This window comes from Klebsiella aerogenes KCTC 2190, from assembly GCF_000215745.1.
Classification (GTDB): Bacteria; Pseudomonadota; Gammaproteobacteria; order Enterobacterales; family Enterobacteriaceae; genus Klebsiella; species Klebsiella aerogenes.
Map to the genome: position 1 here is coordinate 4389203 of NC_015663.1, position 14357 is coordinate 4403559.

The 14357-nt window shown below is 58.8% G+C and carries 13 protein-coding genes; 3 read left to right on the top strand and 10 right to left on the bottom strand.

Annotated elements, in window-relative coordinates; genetic code table 11:
* From paaG to paaA, 7 genes are read right to left on the bottom strand one after another with little or no spacing between them, the layout of a single operon-like run.
* A complete protein-coding gene (gene paaG / locus EAE_RS20755; RefSeq protein WP_015705609.1) occupies positions 1-789 on the bottom strand; it encodes a 2-(1,2-epoxy-1,2-dihydrophenyl)acetyl-CoA isomerase PaaG in 789 nt (262 codons plus the stop codon).
* A 2-nt stretch (positions 790-791) separates the two neighbouring features.
* Positions 792-1559 carry a 2,3-dehydroadipyl-CoA hydratase PaaF gene (gene paaF, locus EAE_RS20760; RefSeq protein ID WP_015366338.1) on the bottom strand — a complete coding sequence of 256 codons (768 nt, stop codon included), beginning with the start codon at positions 1557-1559 and terminating at the stop codon, positions 792-794.
* On the bottom strand, positions 1556-2626 hold the full coding sequence (gene paaE, locus EAE_RS20765; RefSeq protein WP_015705611.1) for a 1,2-phenylacetyl-CoA epoxidase subunit PaaE: 1071 nt from the start codon (positions 2624-2626) through the stop codon (positions 1556-1558). The genes paaF and paaE overlap by 4 nt, the downstream gene beginning before the upstream one ends.
* A 7-nt stretch (positions 2627-2633) precedes the next feature.
* Positions 2634-3131 carry a 1,2-phenylacetyl-CoA epoxidase subunit PaaD gene (paaD, locus tag EAE_RS20770; RefSeq protein WP_004224495.1) on the bottom strand — a complete coding sequence of 166 codons (498 nt, stop codon included), beginning with the start codon at positions 3129-3131 and terminating at the stop codon, positions 2634-2636.
* 11 nt (positions 3132-3142) lie between these two features.
* On the bottom strand, positions 3143-3898 hold the full coding sequence (gene paaC / locus EAE_RS20775) for a 1,2-phenylacetyl-CoA epoxidase subunit PaaC (protein WP_015705612.1): 756 nt from the start codon (positions 3896-3898) through the stop codon (positions 3143-3145).
* Positions 3899-3905: 7 nt separating this feature from the next.
* Entirely contained in the window at positions 3906-4193 is a 288-nt protein-coding gene (gene paaB / locus EAE_RS20780) for a 1,2-phenylacetyl-CoA epoxidase subunit PaaB (RefSeq protein WP_002902768.1), read from the bottom strand.
* Positions 4194-4204: 11 nt separating this feature from the next.
* Positions 4205-5134: a 1,2-phenylacetyl-CoA epoxidase subunit PaaA gene (paaA, locus tag EAE_RS20785; protein ID WP_015705613.1), complete on the bottom strand. Its 930-nt coding sequence runs from the start codon at positions 5132-5134 to the stop codon at positions 4205-4207.
* 286 nt (positions 5135-5420) lie between these two features.
* Here paaA and paaZ point away from each other — a divergent pair, with 286 nt between their 5' ends.
* Both paaZ and tynA read left to right on the top strand, forming a co-directional pair.
* Entirely contained in the window at positions 5421-7466 is a 2046-nt protein-coding gene (gene paaZ / locus EAE_RS20790; RefSeq protein WP_015705614.1) for a phenylacetic acid degradation bifunctional protein PaaZ, read from the top strand.
* A 183-nt stretch (positions 7467-7649) separates the two neighbouring features.
* Entirely contained in the window at positions 7650-9917 is a 2268-nt protein-coding gene (tynA, locus tag EAE_RS20795; protein ID WP_015705615.1) for a primary-amine oxidase, read from the top strand.
* A gap of 2 nt (positions 9918-9919) precedes the next feature.
* Here the strand turns inward: tynA and EAE_RS20800 are convergent, their stop codons facing one another.
* Positions 9920-10870, bottom strand: coding sequence for a zinc-dependent alcohol dehydrogenase family protein (locus EAE_RS20800; protein WP_015705616.1), 951 nt, complete (start codon positions 10868-10870; stop codon positions 9920-9922).
* 517 nt (positions 10871-11387) lie between these two features.
* A complete protein-coding gene (locus EAE_RS20805; RefSeq protein WP_015366329.1) occupies positions 11388-12887 on the bottom strand; it encodes an aldehyde dehydrogenase family protein in 1500 nt (499 codons plus the stop codon).
* Positions 12888-13122: 235 nt separating this feature from the next.
* Between EAE_RS20805 and feaR the strand changes: the two genes are divergently transcribed.
* Positions 13123-14031 carry a transcriptional regulator FeaR gene (feaR, locus tag EAE_RS20810; RefSeq protein ID WP_015366328.1) on the top strand — a complete coding sequence of 303 codons (909 nt, stop codon included), beginning with the start codon at positions 13123-13125 and terminating at the stop codon, positions 14029-14031.
* Here the strand turns inward: feaR and EAE_RS20815 are convergent, their stop codons facing one another.
* Positions 14032-14355 (bottom strand): YdbL family probable chaperone protein, encoded by a 324-nt coding sequence (locus EAE_RS20815; RefSeq protein ID WP_015366327.1) that lies wholly within the window; start codon positions 14353-14355, stop codon positions 14032-14034. It lies immediately after the preceding gene.
* Between the last annotated feature and the right edge of the window lie 2 nt (positions 14356-14357).

Consider the following 14357-nt stretch of genomic DNA (forward strand, 5'->3'; position numbering starts at 1 on the left):
CTATTTCCCGCTGAACTGTGGTGGCCGCTTGGCCAGAAACGCGCTGACCCCTTCGCGGTAATCATCGCTGCGCCCGGCCAGGCGCTGATAATCGCGCTCAAGGTCCAGCTGCGCATCGAGACTGTTGGTTTCAGAAGCCAGCAGCGCCTTTTTAATCAACCCAAGACCAAACGTCGGTTGCGCCGCCAGATGGCGCGCCAGTTGCAGACTGGTATCCGCCAGTTCTGAATCGTCCACCAGTTGCCAGATAATCCCCCACTGCACGGCCTGTTCCGCGCTGAGGCTATCGCCCAGCAGCGCCAGCCCCATCGCGCGAGCGCGGCCGGCCACCCGCGGCAGGAACCAGCTGCCGCCGCAGTCCGGCACCAGGCCGAGCTTGCTGAACGCCATCACAAATTTGGCCGAACGCGCGGCCAGCACGATATCGCAGCCCAGCGCCAGGGTGGCGCCAGCGCCGGCGGCCACGCCGTTGACCGCGCAGATAACCGGCTTCGGCAGCGCCGCCAGACGGCGCACTAACGGGTTGTAAAAGCGTTCTACCGACAGGCCGAGATCCGGCGGCGGACCGCTGGGGTCGACATTGCGATCGTTCAAATCCTGGCCGGCGCAAAAGCCGCGACCGGCGCCGGTGATCAGCAAGCAACGTACGCCGTCATCACGCTCGGCCTGCTTCAGACATTCCGCCAGCTGTTGATGCATCAGGTCGTTAAAACTGTTGAGGCGGTCCGGGCGATTGAGGGTAATGGTCATGACGCCCTGTTCCACTGCGCTGAGAATGAAAGCTTCCACGATTAGCGTCCTTTAAATTCCGGTGTACGTTTTTGTAAGAAGGCGTCGATGCCTTCGCGGCGGTCCTCGGTGGCGCTCAGCAGGCTAAACAGCTGGCGCTCCTGTTGCAGACCAGCCTGCAGGCTGACTTCCTGCGACAGGCGCAGCGACTGTTTTGCCGCCCGTAGCGCCAGCGGCGAATGGCGGGCAATGGTGGTTGCCAGTTTCAGGGCATACTCATCGGTTAAAGCCGCCGGATGGATATCGCTGACCAGCCCGGCCTGTTGCGCCTGGCGGGCGTCAATACTCTCGCCGCTCAGCACCATCCGGCTGGCCAGCGCCTTGCCAACGCTGCGGATCAGCCGCTGGGTGCCGCCAGCGCCCGGCATAATGCCGAGGGTAATTTCCGGCAGGCCAAAGCGGGCGTTGTCGCCGGCGACAATCAGGTCGCACAGCAGAGCCAGCTCGCAGCCGGCACCGAGCGCGTAGCCGTTGACCGAAGCGATGAGCGGTTTAGTAAAGGCATCGATTCGCGCCCATAACCGTGGGCGAATATCATCAAGGGTGGCAGGCAGATCTTTTTCCGCCATTTCATTGAGGTCAGCCCCGGCGGCGAAAAAACGCGCGTTACCGCTGATAACGCAGACGCCGACGCTGTCATCAACTGCCGCGGCCTCCAGCACCTCGGCAATCTGGGTTAATAAGGCATTGTTCAGCGCGTTGCGGGCCTGCGGGCGGTTCAGCGTCAACTGAAGCGCCCGGCCATGACGGTGGATCAGCAGGTCACTCATGCCATCCCCCGCGCGTCAAAGTCGACCACTACATCGCCGCTGGTCGGCAACGACTGGCAGCTCAGCACGTAGCCCGCCGCCAGCTCATCCGCTTCCAGGCTGTAATTGGCGGCCATCGCCACTTCACCGCGTAGCACTTTGCATTTACAGGTGGCGCATACCCCGCCCTTACAGGCGAACGGCAGATCGGCGCCCTGACGCAATGCGGCATCCAGGATGCTGTCGTCTTCGGCGCTGAGGGCGATAAGCCGATCGCGCCCGTCCTGACGGATGGTCACCGTGCGCCCTTCCGCCTGCACTCCAGCGGCCCGCTTCACATTGCCGCCTGGGGTATTAAAGCGTTCGAGATGAATCGATTTCTCCGCTACGCCAAGTTCACGTAACGTCGCTTCCGCCTCGTCCATCATCACCGCCGGCCCGCAGATAAAGGCCTCGTCGAAACGGCTGAAATCCAGCAGATGGTCAGCGAGCTGGCGCAGTTTGTCGCCGTCAATGCGCCCCTGTAGCAGATCGCTGTCCATCGATTCCTGGCTAAACAGATGTATCACCTGCAGGCGCTGCGGATAGCGGTCTTTTAAATCGGCCAGCGCCTGGCGGAACATCATGCTATGGCTGCTGCGGTTGCCGTAGATCAGCGTGAAGCGGCTTTGCGGCTCGGTCGCCAGCGTCGCGCTAATGATCGCCATCATCGGCGTGATCCCGGAACCGGCGGCAATCGCCAGATACTCACCCTGCCGTTCGGCCTGCGGTTGATAACCGAAATGCCCCTGCGGCACCATCACCTCCAGCTCCATACCCTGCTGGATATCGTGCTGGGCGTAGCGCGAGAAGCGCCCGCCGTCGATGGCTTTGACCGCGACGCTAATTTCGCCTGGCGTGCGGCTGCGACAAATGGAGTAACAGCGGCGCAGTTCTTCGCCGCCCAGACGGGCTTTTAGCGTCAGATGCTGGCCCGGGCGAAAACAGTATTCCGCCTGCAGGGCTTGCGGAATCGCAAAAGTGATGGTCACCGCATCGCGGGTTTCCGGCTCGACTCTCGCCACCTTAAGCGAATGGAACGTCGTCATGGCAACCTCAAATACATTTAAAGTAATCAAAAGGTTCCCGGCAGCTGTCGCAGCGATAGAGCGCTTTGCAGGCCGTGGAACCGAATTCGCTAATCAGCGAAGTATGGGTGCTGCCGCAGCGCGGACAGCTCACCTCAGCGGGCATGTCCGCATGGCAGGCGTGCCCCTGGGGCGGGCTGATGCCGTACTGGCGCAGGCGCTCGCGAGCATCCTGACTCATCCAGTCGGTGGTCCACGGCGGATCCAGCTGCAGGACGATATGCACCGGCAGAAAGCCATGCTCGCTCATGACCGTACGGATCTCGCCCAGCAGATGCTCCGTCGCCGGACAGCCCGAATAGGTCGGGGTAAAGCCAATCACCCAGCCGTCGCCATGGCGCGCGACGCTGCGTACCATACCGAGGTCGGTGATGGTGAGTACCGGCACTTCCGGATCCGGGATCGCGCTTAATAACCCCCAGATGGTGCGAACCTCTGCAGGAGCGATATCGGCAAGACGTTGCATAGTCACCTCACTTACCACTGCAGTCCGGGATGCGAACGCTGCAGATATTGCATCTCCGCCAGCAGCGGGCCGAGATGTTCACTGTGCAGCCCCTGTTTGCCGCCGCTGCGGAAGGCCGCTTCCTGCGGGATTTGTAAGCCGGAGTCGAGCAGCGCCGTGTGTACCGCGCTTTGCCATTCGGCCTGAAGCTCACGCGGATCAACCGCAATGCCCTGCTCAACCAGGCTGAGATCCACTTCATCGGCAAGGAACAGTTCGCCGGTGAAGCGCCACAGATTATCGACCGCCTGCTGCATTTTGCGATTTGATAACTCGGTGCCGTTACCCAGACGCTCCAGCCAGCCGCGGCTAAAGCGCTGGTGGTAACGCACCTCTTTCAGCCCTTTAGCGGCAATGGCCGCCAGCTGCGTATCGCGGCTGTTCACCAGGCGGCTGAACAGAGCGACGTGCCAGACATCGATAAAGAACTGGCGGGCGATAGTGTCGGCAAAATTGCCGTTTGGCTGCTCCACCAGCAGCAGGTTGCTGAACTGGCGCTCATCGCGGCCAAAGGCCAGCGTATCTTCATCGCCGCAGCCGTTAAGCTCGGCGGCATAGCTTAAAAAATTGCGCGCCTGGCCGAGCAGGTCGAGGCCGATGTTGGCCAGCGCAAGATCGATCTCGAGCTCGGGAGCATGGCCGCACCAGGCGCCTAAACGCTGAGCCAGAACCAGACCATTGTCGCCAAGACGCAGGGCGTAGGTGGCTACGGGGTTAGGGTTATTCATCGCCGCCTCACATATGTTCCATGCCGTCTGGCACGGTATAGAAAGTCGGATGACGGTAGACTTTGCTTTCCGCCGGGTCGAAGAATTCGCCGCGATCTTCCGGCTGCGAAGCAACGATTTCGCTGGCCTTCACCACCCAAATTGAGCAGCCTTCGCTGCGGCGGGTGTAGGCATCGCGGGCATTCTCCAACGCCATTTGATCATCGGCAGCGTGCAGACTGCCGACGTGACGATGGGATAACCCCTGTTTGCTGCGAACGAACACTTCATATAACGGCCAGTAAACTTTGCTCATGTTGTCTCTCCTCATGCCGCGCTGCGGGCCTGCTGTTTTTGCGCATGGGCCAGCGCGGCTTCGCGCACCCATTCGCCCTCTTCCCAGGCCTTACGCTTGGCGGCCAGCCGCTCGTGATTGCAAATGCCACGGCCGCTAATCACCTCGTTAAATTCCTGCCAGTCGATTTCGCCGAAGCGGTAGTGGCCGCTGGCTTCATCAAACTGCAAATCCGGGTCCGGTACGGTCATACCGAGGATCTCTACCTGCGGCACGGTGTTATCGACGAAGCGCTGACGTAGCTCGTCGTTGGAGTGCAGTTTGATTTTCCACGCCATGCTGCGGGCGCTGTTCGGCGAGTTGTCATCGTTGGGGCCAAACATCATCAGCGCCGGCCACCAGAAGCGGTTAATAGCGTCCTGCAGCATCTGCCGCTGCGCGTCATTGCCCTGCGCCAGCGCCATGCAGGCTTCAAATCCCTGGCGCTGGTGAAAACTCTCTTCTTTGCAGATTTTGACCATCGCCCGGGCATAGGGGCCGTAAGAGGTCCGGCACAGCGCCACCTGGTTGACGATGGCCGCGCCATCGACCAGCCAGCCGATCACGCCGATATCGGCCCAGCTCAGGGTCGGGTAGTTAAAAATGGAGGAGTACTTCATCTGCCCGTCGAGCATTTTCTGATACAGGTCTTCCCGGGCGCAGCCCAGCGTTTCCGCGGCGCTATAGAGATACAGCCCGTGTCCGGCCTCATCCTGTACCTTAGCCAACAGAATCGCTTTACGGCGCAGCGTCGGCGCGCGGGTGAGCCAGTTGCCTTCCGGCAGCATGCCGACAATTTCCGAGTGCGCGTGCTGACCTATCTGACGAATCAAGGTCTTACGGTAGGCATCCGGCATCCAGTCCCGCGGTTCGATGGCCGTTTCCTGCGCGATGCGCTGGTCAAAGCGTTGTTCTTCTGTCACGTCATCACCTTTATGATTCCGATATTCACAACAAAAACATTTATGTGAATCACTTTGTTTATTGAAGGTTACATATTGGTTAAATAAAACCACAAATTTTGTTTGTTCTTTTTGTGATGATAACCGCAAAACCTTTTGTAAATAGCATTAATAACAGTCACATAAACAAAAACCCCAATTAACCACCGATCACAATGTTAATAAAATATTAAATATAGACTTGCATTTTATGATTCATAAAAGAACTATTTATAGTAATCATGCGTAACACATTTGGAGATTTGCGATGCAGCAGTTAGCCAGTTACTTATCCGGCGCCTGGCAGACCGGCCGGGGCCGCGCCCGTACTATCCATCACGCCATCACCGGCGCGGCGCTTTGGGAGGTGACCAGTGAAGGCCTGGATATGGCGCAGGCGCGTCGTTTCGCGATTGAACGCGGTGGCAAAGCCCTGCAGGCGATGACCTTTATTGAACGCAGCGCGATGCTGAAAGCGGTAGCAAAACGGTTGCTGGAGCAGAAAGACGAGTTCTACGCCATCTCCGCGCAAACCGGCGCCACTCGCGCCGACAGTTGGGTGGATATTGAAGGCGGTATCGGTACTTTGTTCACTTATGCCGGGCTCGGTAGCCGCGAACTGCCGGACGATATTCTGTGGCCGGAAGACGAGCTGATCCCGCTCTCCAAACAGGGCGGTTTTGCCGCGCGTCATGTGCTGACATCAAAATCAGGCGTCGCCGTCCATATCAACGCCTTCAACTTCCCCTGCTGGGGAATGCTGGAAAAACTGGCGCCGACCTGGCTTGCCGGCATGCCGGCGATCATTAAACCGGCAACCGCTACCGCCCAGCTCACCCAGGCAATGGTGAAAGCGATTGTCGACAGCGGCCTGGTGCCGGAAGGCGCCATCAGCCTGATTTGCGGCGGCGCGAGCGATCTTCTCGACCATCTCGATAGCCAGGACGTGGTGACCTTTACCGGCTCAGCCGCCACCGGCCAGCAGCTACGGACGCACCCTAACCTGGTGGCCAAATCTATTCCCTTTACCATGGAAGCAGATTCGCTCAACTGCTGCGTATTAGGTGAAGACGTCACGCCGGAGCAACCGGAATTCGCGCTGTTTATTCGGGAAGTGGTCCGCGAGATGACGGCGAAAGCCGGGCAAAAATGTACCGCTATCCGCAGAATCATCGTGCCACTGGCTCAGATTAATGCGGTTAGCGATGCACTGATCTCCCGCCTGCATAAAGTAACCGTCGGTGACCCTGCTCAGGAGGGCATTAAGATGGGGGCCCTGGTTAATCGCGAACAGCGTCAGGATGTGCAGGATAACGTCAATAAACTGATTGCCGCCGGCTGTGAAGCGCTGCTCGGCGGACAGGCAGATCTTAATGCTGATGGCGCGTTCTTCCCGCCGACCCTGCTGTACTGCCCGCAGCCGGATGAAACGCCAGAGGTTCACGCCATTGAAGCCTTTGGCCCGGTAGCGACGCTGATGCCGTATCGCGACGGCCAGCATGCGCTCACGCTGGCACGCGCCGGCGGCGGTAGCCTGGCTGGTACGCTGGTCACCGCCAGCGGCGAGCTGGCGCGCGAGTTTATCCTTGGCGCCGCGCGCGCGCATGGCCGTATTCAGATACTGAATGAAGCATCCTCCGCAGAATCAACCGGCCACGGTTCGCCGCTGCCGCAGCTGGTACACGGCGGCCCCGGCCGTGCTGGCGGCGGAGAAGAACTCGGCGGACTGCGTTCGGTGAAACACTATATGCAGCGTACCGCGATTCAGGGCAGCCCAACGATGCTGGCGACCATAAGCCAGCAGTGGGTGCGCGGCGCTCAGGTGAATGAAGACCGCATTCACCCGTTCCGTAAATACTTCGAAGAGATCCAGCCTGGCGATAGCTTATTAACCCCGCGCCGAACGCTGACCGAAGCGGATATCGTTAATTTCGCCTGCCTGAGCGGCGATCATTTCTACGCGCACATGGACAAAATCGCCGCCGCCGAGTCGATTTTCGGCGAGCGGGTGGTCCACGGTTATTTCCTGATCTCCGCTGCGGCCGGGCTGTTCGTCGATGCCGGCGTCGGGCCGGTTATCGCCAACTACGGCATGGAAAACCTGCGCTTTATTGAGCCGGTCAAACCGGGAGACACCATTCAGGTTCGCCTGACCTGTAAGCGGAAAACGGTCAAACGTCAGCGCAGCGCCGATGAGAAAGCCACCGGTGTGGTGGAATGGGCTGTCGAGATTTTCAACCAGCACCAGCAGGCGGTGGCGCTGTATTCCATTCTTACCCTGGTGGCGCGCCAGCAGGGAGACTTCCCGGCGTAGTCAACACGCACCACCCACGCGCTTAATGCCTCTACGGAGGCATTTTTTACGTCCGTCTGGCAAAACTGACAAACAAGCTGGCAAAAGCAAACAAACGTTCCCGGGCGGCAGACTGCTAGGGTAAGCGTAACAAAGCCGACATTCGCAGCGGCAACAACAACACAACAATAAGATGAGGTCACAATGGCAAACGGCTTGATGTTTTCCCCTCGTAAAACCGCGCTGGCGCTGGCTGTCGCGGTGGTTTGCGCCTGGCAATCACCTGTCTTCGCTCACGGTAGCGAAGCGCACATGGTGCCGTTGGATAAAACGCTGCAGGCGTTCGGCGCCGATGTGCTGTGGGATGACTACGCGCAAATGTTCACCCTGATAAAAGACGGCGCTTACGTCAAAGTAAAACCCGGCGCCAAAACGGCGATCGTCAACGGTAACCCCCTTGATCTACAGGTGCCGGTAGTAATGAAGGAAGGTAAAGCCTGGGTCTCCGATACCTTTATCAACGATGTATTCCAGTCCGGTCTCGATCAGACCTTCCAGGTAGAAAAACGCCCTCACCCGCTAAACTCCCTCTCGGCGGCGGAAATCGGTGAAGCAGTGACCATTGTCAAAGCCGCGCCGGAGTTCCAGCCGAATACCCGTTTTACTGAGATTTCCTTACACGAGCCGGATAAAGCGGCGGTATGGGCCTTTGCCCTGCAGGGAACGCCCGTTGATTCCCCCCGCACCGCCGATGTGGTGATGCTTGATGGCAAACATGTCATTGAAGCCGTCGTCGATCTGCAAAACAAAAAAATCCTCTCATGGACGCCGATTAAAGGCGCCCACGGGATGGTGCTGCTCGATGACTTCGTCAGCGTGCAGAACATTATCAATGCCAGCAGCGAGTTCGCTGAGGTGCTGAAAAAGCACGGTATTACCGATCCCAGTAAAGTGGTCACCACCCCGCTCACCGTCGGCTACTTTGATGGCAAAGATGGCCTGCAACAGGATGCGCGTCTGCTGAAAGTCATCAGTTATCTGGATACCGGCGACGGCAACTACTGGGCGCACCCGATTGAAAACCTGGTGGCGGTGGTCGACCTTGAAGCGAAGAAAATCATCAAAATCGAAGAAGGCCCGGTGATCCCGGTACCGATGGAACCCCGTTCTTACGATGGTCGCGACCGCAACGCCCCGGCGGTGAAACCACTGGAGATAACCGAACCGGAAGGCAAAAACTACACGATCACCGGCGATACCATTCACTGGCGGAACTGGGATTTTCATCTGCGCCTGAACTCGCGCGTCGGGCCCATTCTCTCGACGGTGACTTACAACGACAACGGCACAAAACGCCAGGTAATGTATGAAGGTTCCCTCGGCGGGATGATCGTCCCCTACGGCGACCCTGACGTCGGCTGGTATTTCAAAGCCTATCTGGATTCCGGCGATTACGGCATGGGCACCCTAACATCGCCGATTGTTCGCGGTAAAGATGCGCCGTCAAATGCGGTACTGCTGGACGAAACTATCGCCGATTACACCGGCAAACCGACCACTATTCCAGGTGCGGTGGCCATATTCGAACGCTATGCCGGGCCTGAGTATAAGCACCTGGAAATGGGCAAACCCAACGTCAGCACCGAACGCCGGGAACTGGTGGTACGCTGGATCAGTACCGTCGGGAACTATGATTATATCTTTGACTGGGTGTTCCATGACAACGGCACCATCGGTATCGATGCCGGCGCCACCGGCATTGAAGCCGTTAAAGGCGTGAAGGCGAAGACCATGCACGACCCCAGCGCCAAAGAGGATACCCGCTACGGGACGCTGATCGACCATAATATTGTCGGCACCACCCACCAGCATATTTATAATTTCCGCCTCGATCTCGACGTGGACGGCGAAAACAACACCCTGGTGGCGATGGATCCTGAAGTGAAGCCAAACACCGCCGGCGGCCCGCGCACCAGCACCATGCAGGTGAATCAGTACACAATCGATAGCGAGCAGAAAGCTGCGCAGAAATTCGACCCTGGCACTATCCGCCTGCTGAGCAACACCAGCAAAGAGAACCGCATGGGTAACCCGGTCTCTTACCAGATTATCCCTTATGCCGGCGGCACGCATCCGGCGGCGACCGGCGCCAAGTTCGCCCCGGACGAGTGGATATATCATCGCCTGAGCTTTATGGATAAACAGCTGTGGGTGACGCGTTACCACCCGACAGAGCGTTATCCGGAAGGGAAATATCCCAACCGTTCCGCCCAGGATACCGGCTTAGGCCAGTACGCGAAGGATGATGAGTCGCTGACAAACCACGACGACGTCGTGTGGATCACCACCGGCACCACCCACGTCGCGCGCGCCGAAGAGTGGCCAATTATGCCGACCGAGTGGGCGCACGCGCTGCTCAAGCCGTGGAACTTCTTTGACGAAACCCCAACGCTTGGCGAGAAGAAAAAGTAATCTTAGCCCGCGGTGAAATCGAGCAGGATTTTACCGCCTCTTCCCGGCTGGCCTGCGGCGGCAATCGCCTCACGCCAGTCGCACAGCTTTATCACCTGCGCGGCGGGCTGCGCCGTGGTCGGCAGCTGTCGCCAGATCCCGGCAAACGCCGCCTGCCACGCATCAACGCTGAGTGTCGGTAAGGCCTCCCGCAGATGAAATTTGCGTACCGCTGCGCAGCCTCGCGTCTGGGTGAGCGGTTTACCGGATAATAACCCGTAAGAGACCAGCGTTGACGTCTGCGGCAGTACCGCCAGCAGAAAATTCGCCAGCTCACCGCCCACCGCATCAAACACCAGATCGCTGTACTGGCTTACTTGTTCAATCAGCGCGCTATCGCCTTCAAGTAGCGGGTAGACGCCATATTGCTGTAGGCGCGCGATGTGCTGCGGCGAACGAATAATACCGCTGACCGAACGCGCGCCCATGGCGAGCGCCCACTGTCCCAGCAGGCTGGCGCAGGACGATGAAGCGGCGGTCAAAAGCACCTGTTTCCCCGCTACCGGCCAGCGCGTCAGCATCAGCATCGCGGTCAGCGGATTGATATAGCCGCGCGCGGCCAGGATGTCATCGATATCTTCAGCGACCGGCACCAGCCAGCGCGGGTCAATATCGAGATAACGCTGCCAGGTTCCGGCGCCGCGTAGCGGCAGAACCCGTTGCCCCAGAAGTGGGCGACCGTTTGTCGAGTCTTCAACTACCACCCCAACACCTTCATAGCCCGCCACCGATGGCAGCGTCGTACGATGGCGGTAAGCGCCGGTAATGGGAATCAGATCGGAAGGGTTGACTGGCGCATAGCGCATTTGTACCCGAACAAGTCCGGGCGCCAGCAGCGGCAACGACAGGTGATGCAGCGCGAGCACCGTTTCCGGCGCGCCGTACTGCTGATAGCAAAGCGCATCATTCCACATAGTGGGGCAACATCAGAAAAAAAGAGCGCCGATCATAGCAAATCAGCGCTCAGGGGGAAGAGGTATGTGCGCCTTCTCCGGGCTACCAAATCGCACAGCGCTGTAGATACTGTTATCGATTTGCAACTGTTTTGGTCCGGGAAAAACAGTTGTTTTTTATTATTTCAGAGCACATTGCGCTCCCGAAATGTCTTCTGCGTTATGTCTATCATGGCGCAGGGAGCGCACAAAGGGCGGCCAGTCGCCGCCGCCCTCTGTACTCCCGGGCTCTGGCCGCCAAAATCGCCACTTCGTGGTGCCTTCGACTTATCCCTGCAGGCTTCGGGTCGGGCCGAGGCAGCGTCCGTGCAAAACACGGCCCTCAGCCCGCATCCATGCGGGCTGCCCTGGCCTTCCGGGAACGTCTCAGCGATTTTGAGGCCACCAACACCGGCAGTTTCAGTCAGCATGGTGAATAAATTAAAGGCAGGCCGCACGAACCGTAGGTCGGATAAGCGTAGCGCCATCCGACAAAAAATCAGTAGCGCACGCACACCGATTTGGTTTCGCACCAGTCGTCCAGCCAGTCCGGGCCGAAGTCGCGTCCGGTCCCGGACTGCTTCATTCCGCCGAACGGCAGGTTGGCATCGATAAGCGTATGGCTGTTAACCCATACCGTACCGGCCTGCAGGCGATCGGTATAGTTCAGCGCCTGGGTCAGGTCGCGGGTCCAGACGCTGGCGGTGAGGCCAAAATCACTGTCGTTGGCTAAACGTAGCGCCTCTTCGCCATCGGCGACGCGCACCAGGTTTACCACCGGGCCGAACACCTCTTCGCGATTCAGGCGCAGCCCGGCATCCGGATTAATCACCAGCGTCGGCGCAATATAAAAACCGTTGCCATTTGGCCCAACGTTACCGCTAATCAGCTCGGCGTTTTGTTGACGCGCTTCATCCAGATAAGCGGCCACTTTGGCGCAGTGCGCCTGCGACACCACCGGGTTAATCTGCGTCGTTTCAACCATTCCCGGCCCCACCTGCAGCGACTTAACCGCCTGCTCAAAGCCTGCCACCAGGTTATCAAACAGCGGCGCTTCGATATAGATCCGCGAACTGGCGGCGCATACCTGCCCCTGATTGAGGAAACTTCCGGTCATCAACCCTTCAATCACCCACTGCGGATCGGCATCTTTCAGCACGATGGCCGGGTTTTTGCCGCCGAGTTCAAGGGTTACGCGGGTCAGACGGTCAGCTGCCGCGCGGGCAATATGCTTGCCGGTGGCGGTCGAACCGGTGAAACTCACTTTCGCCACCTGCGGATGGGTGGTTAAGGCGGCGCCGCACTCGCCGCCGCTGCCGGTGACGACGTTAAAGACGCCATCCGGGATCCCGGCTTCCGTTGCCAGCTCTGCTACCCGTAGCAACGTTAACGGCGTCGTCTCGGAGGGTTTAATCACAATTGAACAGCCGGAAGCCAGCGCCGGCATCACCTTCCACATGCCGATCATCAGCGGGAAGTTCCACGGAACAATCCCCGCCACCACCCCAACCGGCTCTTTACGGGTCCACGCCTGATAGCGCGCGCCTTCCGGGAATGGAATGGAAACGTCCAGCGTACGGCCGCTGATTTTGGTGGTCAGCCCGGCGGTGTAGCGCATCCAGTTGAGGGTGCAACCGACTTCAAACGCGCGCGAAATATTGATCGACTTCCCCTGTTCAAGGGTTTCGAGCTGCGCCAGCTCTTCACCATGCTGTTCCACCAGATCGGCGAAACGCAGCAGAATCCGCTCGCGGTCGGCCGGCGTGCGCCCGGCCCAGCTCCGGGCAACAAAAGCGCGCCAGGCGGACATCACCGCGCGGTCAACGTCGGCGGCATTAGCATCTGCCGTAGTGGCAATCGCCTGGCCGGTGGCCGGGTCCCAGACGGTTAAGCGTTTTTCACTCTGCGCCGCCTGCTGGTTGCCATCAATATATAAGCCATGCTGTCTGTCGAGAAACTGCTGTACGCTGGCGAGCAGCGCGACCTGTGATGTGGACATGCGACTTCCTTATTGTTCGCGGATAGTGAACACAGTCTAGGACGGGTCAGCCATTTGCGCTTTTTTCTCTGTGACAATCGTTGTTGCCGCTGTGACAGGTCCCGCAATTAAGCACCCAGAAAGGCGGTGAAATGTGCCGCAGGTAATAGTTCTTTCATATACTCCACGCTGCGCTCTTGCCACTCACGGCATAAATGCAACAATGCAGAAACATCATTATTACAAGGTGCAGACAATGGCGACGGTAGAAAGCGGGCAGGACTATCAGCGTTGGTTAGCGAAGATTAATCAGGTATGCGGCCATTTTGCCGCCCGTCCGCTGGGCGACGAATTCCATGGCGAGATTGATGCAAGCTATACCGGTAGTCTCAAAGTCAGTACCGTCACCGCCCGCGGCGTCAATCTTTACCGCACCCGTAACGAAATCAAACGCGACAACGACGCCTGGTTCTATACCGTTTTTCAGCTCGAAGGCCAGGCGGCTATCGAGCAGGACGAGCGCCAGGTGGCGCTCGAAGCCGGCGATATCACGCTCATTGATGCCTCGCGCCCCTGTTCTATCTTCTGGCAACACACGTCAAAACAGGCTTCGCTGCTGCTGCCCCGCCAGCTCGTGGAAAGCCAGCTGCACGGCGGCGACATCAGCATCGCCACCCGGCTGAATAAAACGCTGCCGATGGTCCAGCTCAGCCAGCGGTTGCTGCAAGAAAGTTTACGCAGCCCGGCGCTCTCAGAAAGCGAAGGCGAAGCGGCGCTGGAGGCTATCATCTGCCTGTTACGCCCAATGCTGCTGCAACAGGACGCGCCGCCGACGCGCCGCGACAAGCAATTTCAAAAGATCATGGCGTTGATAGATGAGTCGATACAGTCGGAACAGCTGCGTCCGGAGTGGCTGGCCGGGGAAACCGGCATGTCGGTACGCAGCCTGTACCGCCTGTTTGCCGATAAGGGTCTGGTGGTCGCGCAGTATATTAAAAACCGGCGTCTTGACCTGTGCGCCCGGGCGTTACAAAACGCGCACGACGAAGAGAAACTGGCGGGAATTGGCTACAGTTGGGGCTTTAGCGACCATAGCCATTTTTCAACGGCGTTTAAGCAGCGCTTCGGCGTGTCGCCTGGCGAATACCGCAAGCGCTATCGTTAACTATTTGCGCAACCATTTACCGTTAATCCCCTGCACATATTCTCCCGGCTGCGCGCGGGCGACCAGTTTCTGTCCGGCCATTTTCGCCACCTCATCCACCGGCAGATTATTGTCGTCCGCCAGTTGCTGGTAGCTTTCGCTGCGCGCGGCATTAATCTGTTTAACTAGCGCCAACGTCTGCGCATCCTGTTTCAGCGGTGCCAGATAGCCGTTCAGCGTCTCCCCCACTCGACCCTGCGCCCGCGCCTCATTCAAGGTCAGCGCCAGCGCCGGGCTACTCAACAGCATTAACGCCAGGGTGGCAGTCAGCAGTCGTTTTCTCATTA

What these genes read in the sequence shown, in the direction of transcription:
- paaF (WP_015366338.1), bottom strand. Translation starts at nt 1,559, where the DNA reads ATGAGTGACCTGCTGATCCACCGTCATGGCCGGGCGCTTCAGTTGACG.
- paaE (WP_015705611.1), bottom strand. Translation starts at nt 2,626, where the DNA reads ATGACGACGTTCCATTCGCTTAAGGTGGCGAGAGTCGAGCCGGAAACC.
- EAE_RS20815 (WP_015366327.1), bottom strand. Translation starts at nt 14,355, where the DNA reads ATGAGAAAACGACTGCTGACTGCCACCCTGGCGTTAATGCTGTTGAGT.
- EAE_RS20805 (WP_015366329.1), bottom strand. Translation starts at nt 12,887, where the DNA reads ATGTCCACATCACAGGTCGCGCTGCTCGCCAGCGTACAGCAGTTTCTC.
- tynA (WP_015705615.1), top strand. Translation starts at nt 7,650, where the DNA reads ATGGCAAACGGCTTGATGTTTTCCCCTCGTAAAACCGCGCTGGCGCTG.
- paaD (WP_004224495.1), bottom strand. Translation starts at nt 3,131, where the DNA reads ATGCAACGTCTTGCCGATATCGCTCCTGCAGAGGTTCGCACCATCTGG.
- feaR (WP_015366328.1), top strand. Translation starts at nt 13,123, where the DNA reads ATGGCGACGGTAGAAAGCGGGCAGGACTATCAGCGTTGGTTAGCGAAG.
- EAE_RS20800 (WP_015705616.1), bottom strand. Translation starts at nt 10,870, where the DNA reads ATGTGGAATGATGCGCTTTGCTATCAGCAGTACGGCGCGCCGGAAACG.
- paaB (WP_002902768.1), bottom strand. Translation starts at nt 4,193, where the DNA reads ATGAGCAAAGTTTACTGGCCGTTATATGAAGTGTTCGTTCGCAGCAAA.
- paaZ (WP_015705614.1), top strand. Translation starts at nt 5,421, where the DNA reads ATGCAGCAGTTAGCCAGTTACTTATCCGGCGCCTGGCAGACCGGCCGG.
- paaC (WP_015705612.1), bottom strand. Translation starts at nt 3,898, where the DNA reads ATGAATAACCCTAACCCCGTAGCCACCTACGCCCTGCGTCTTGGCGAC.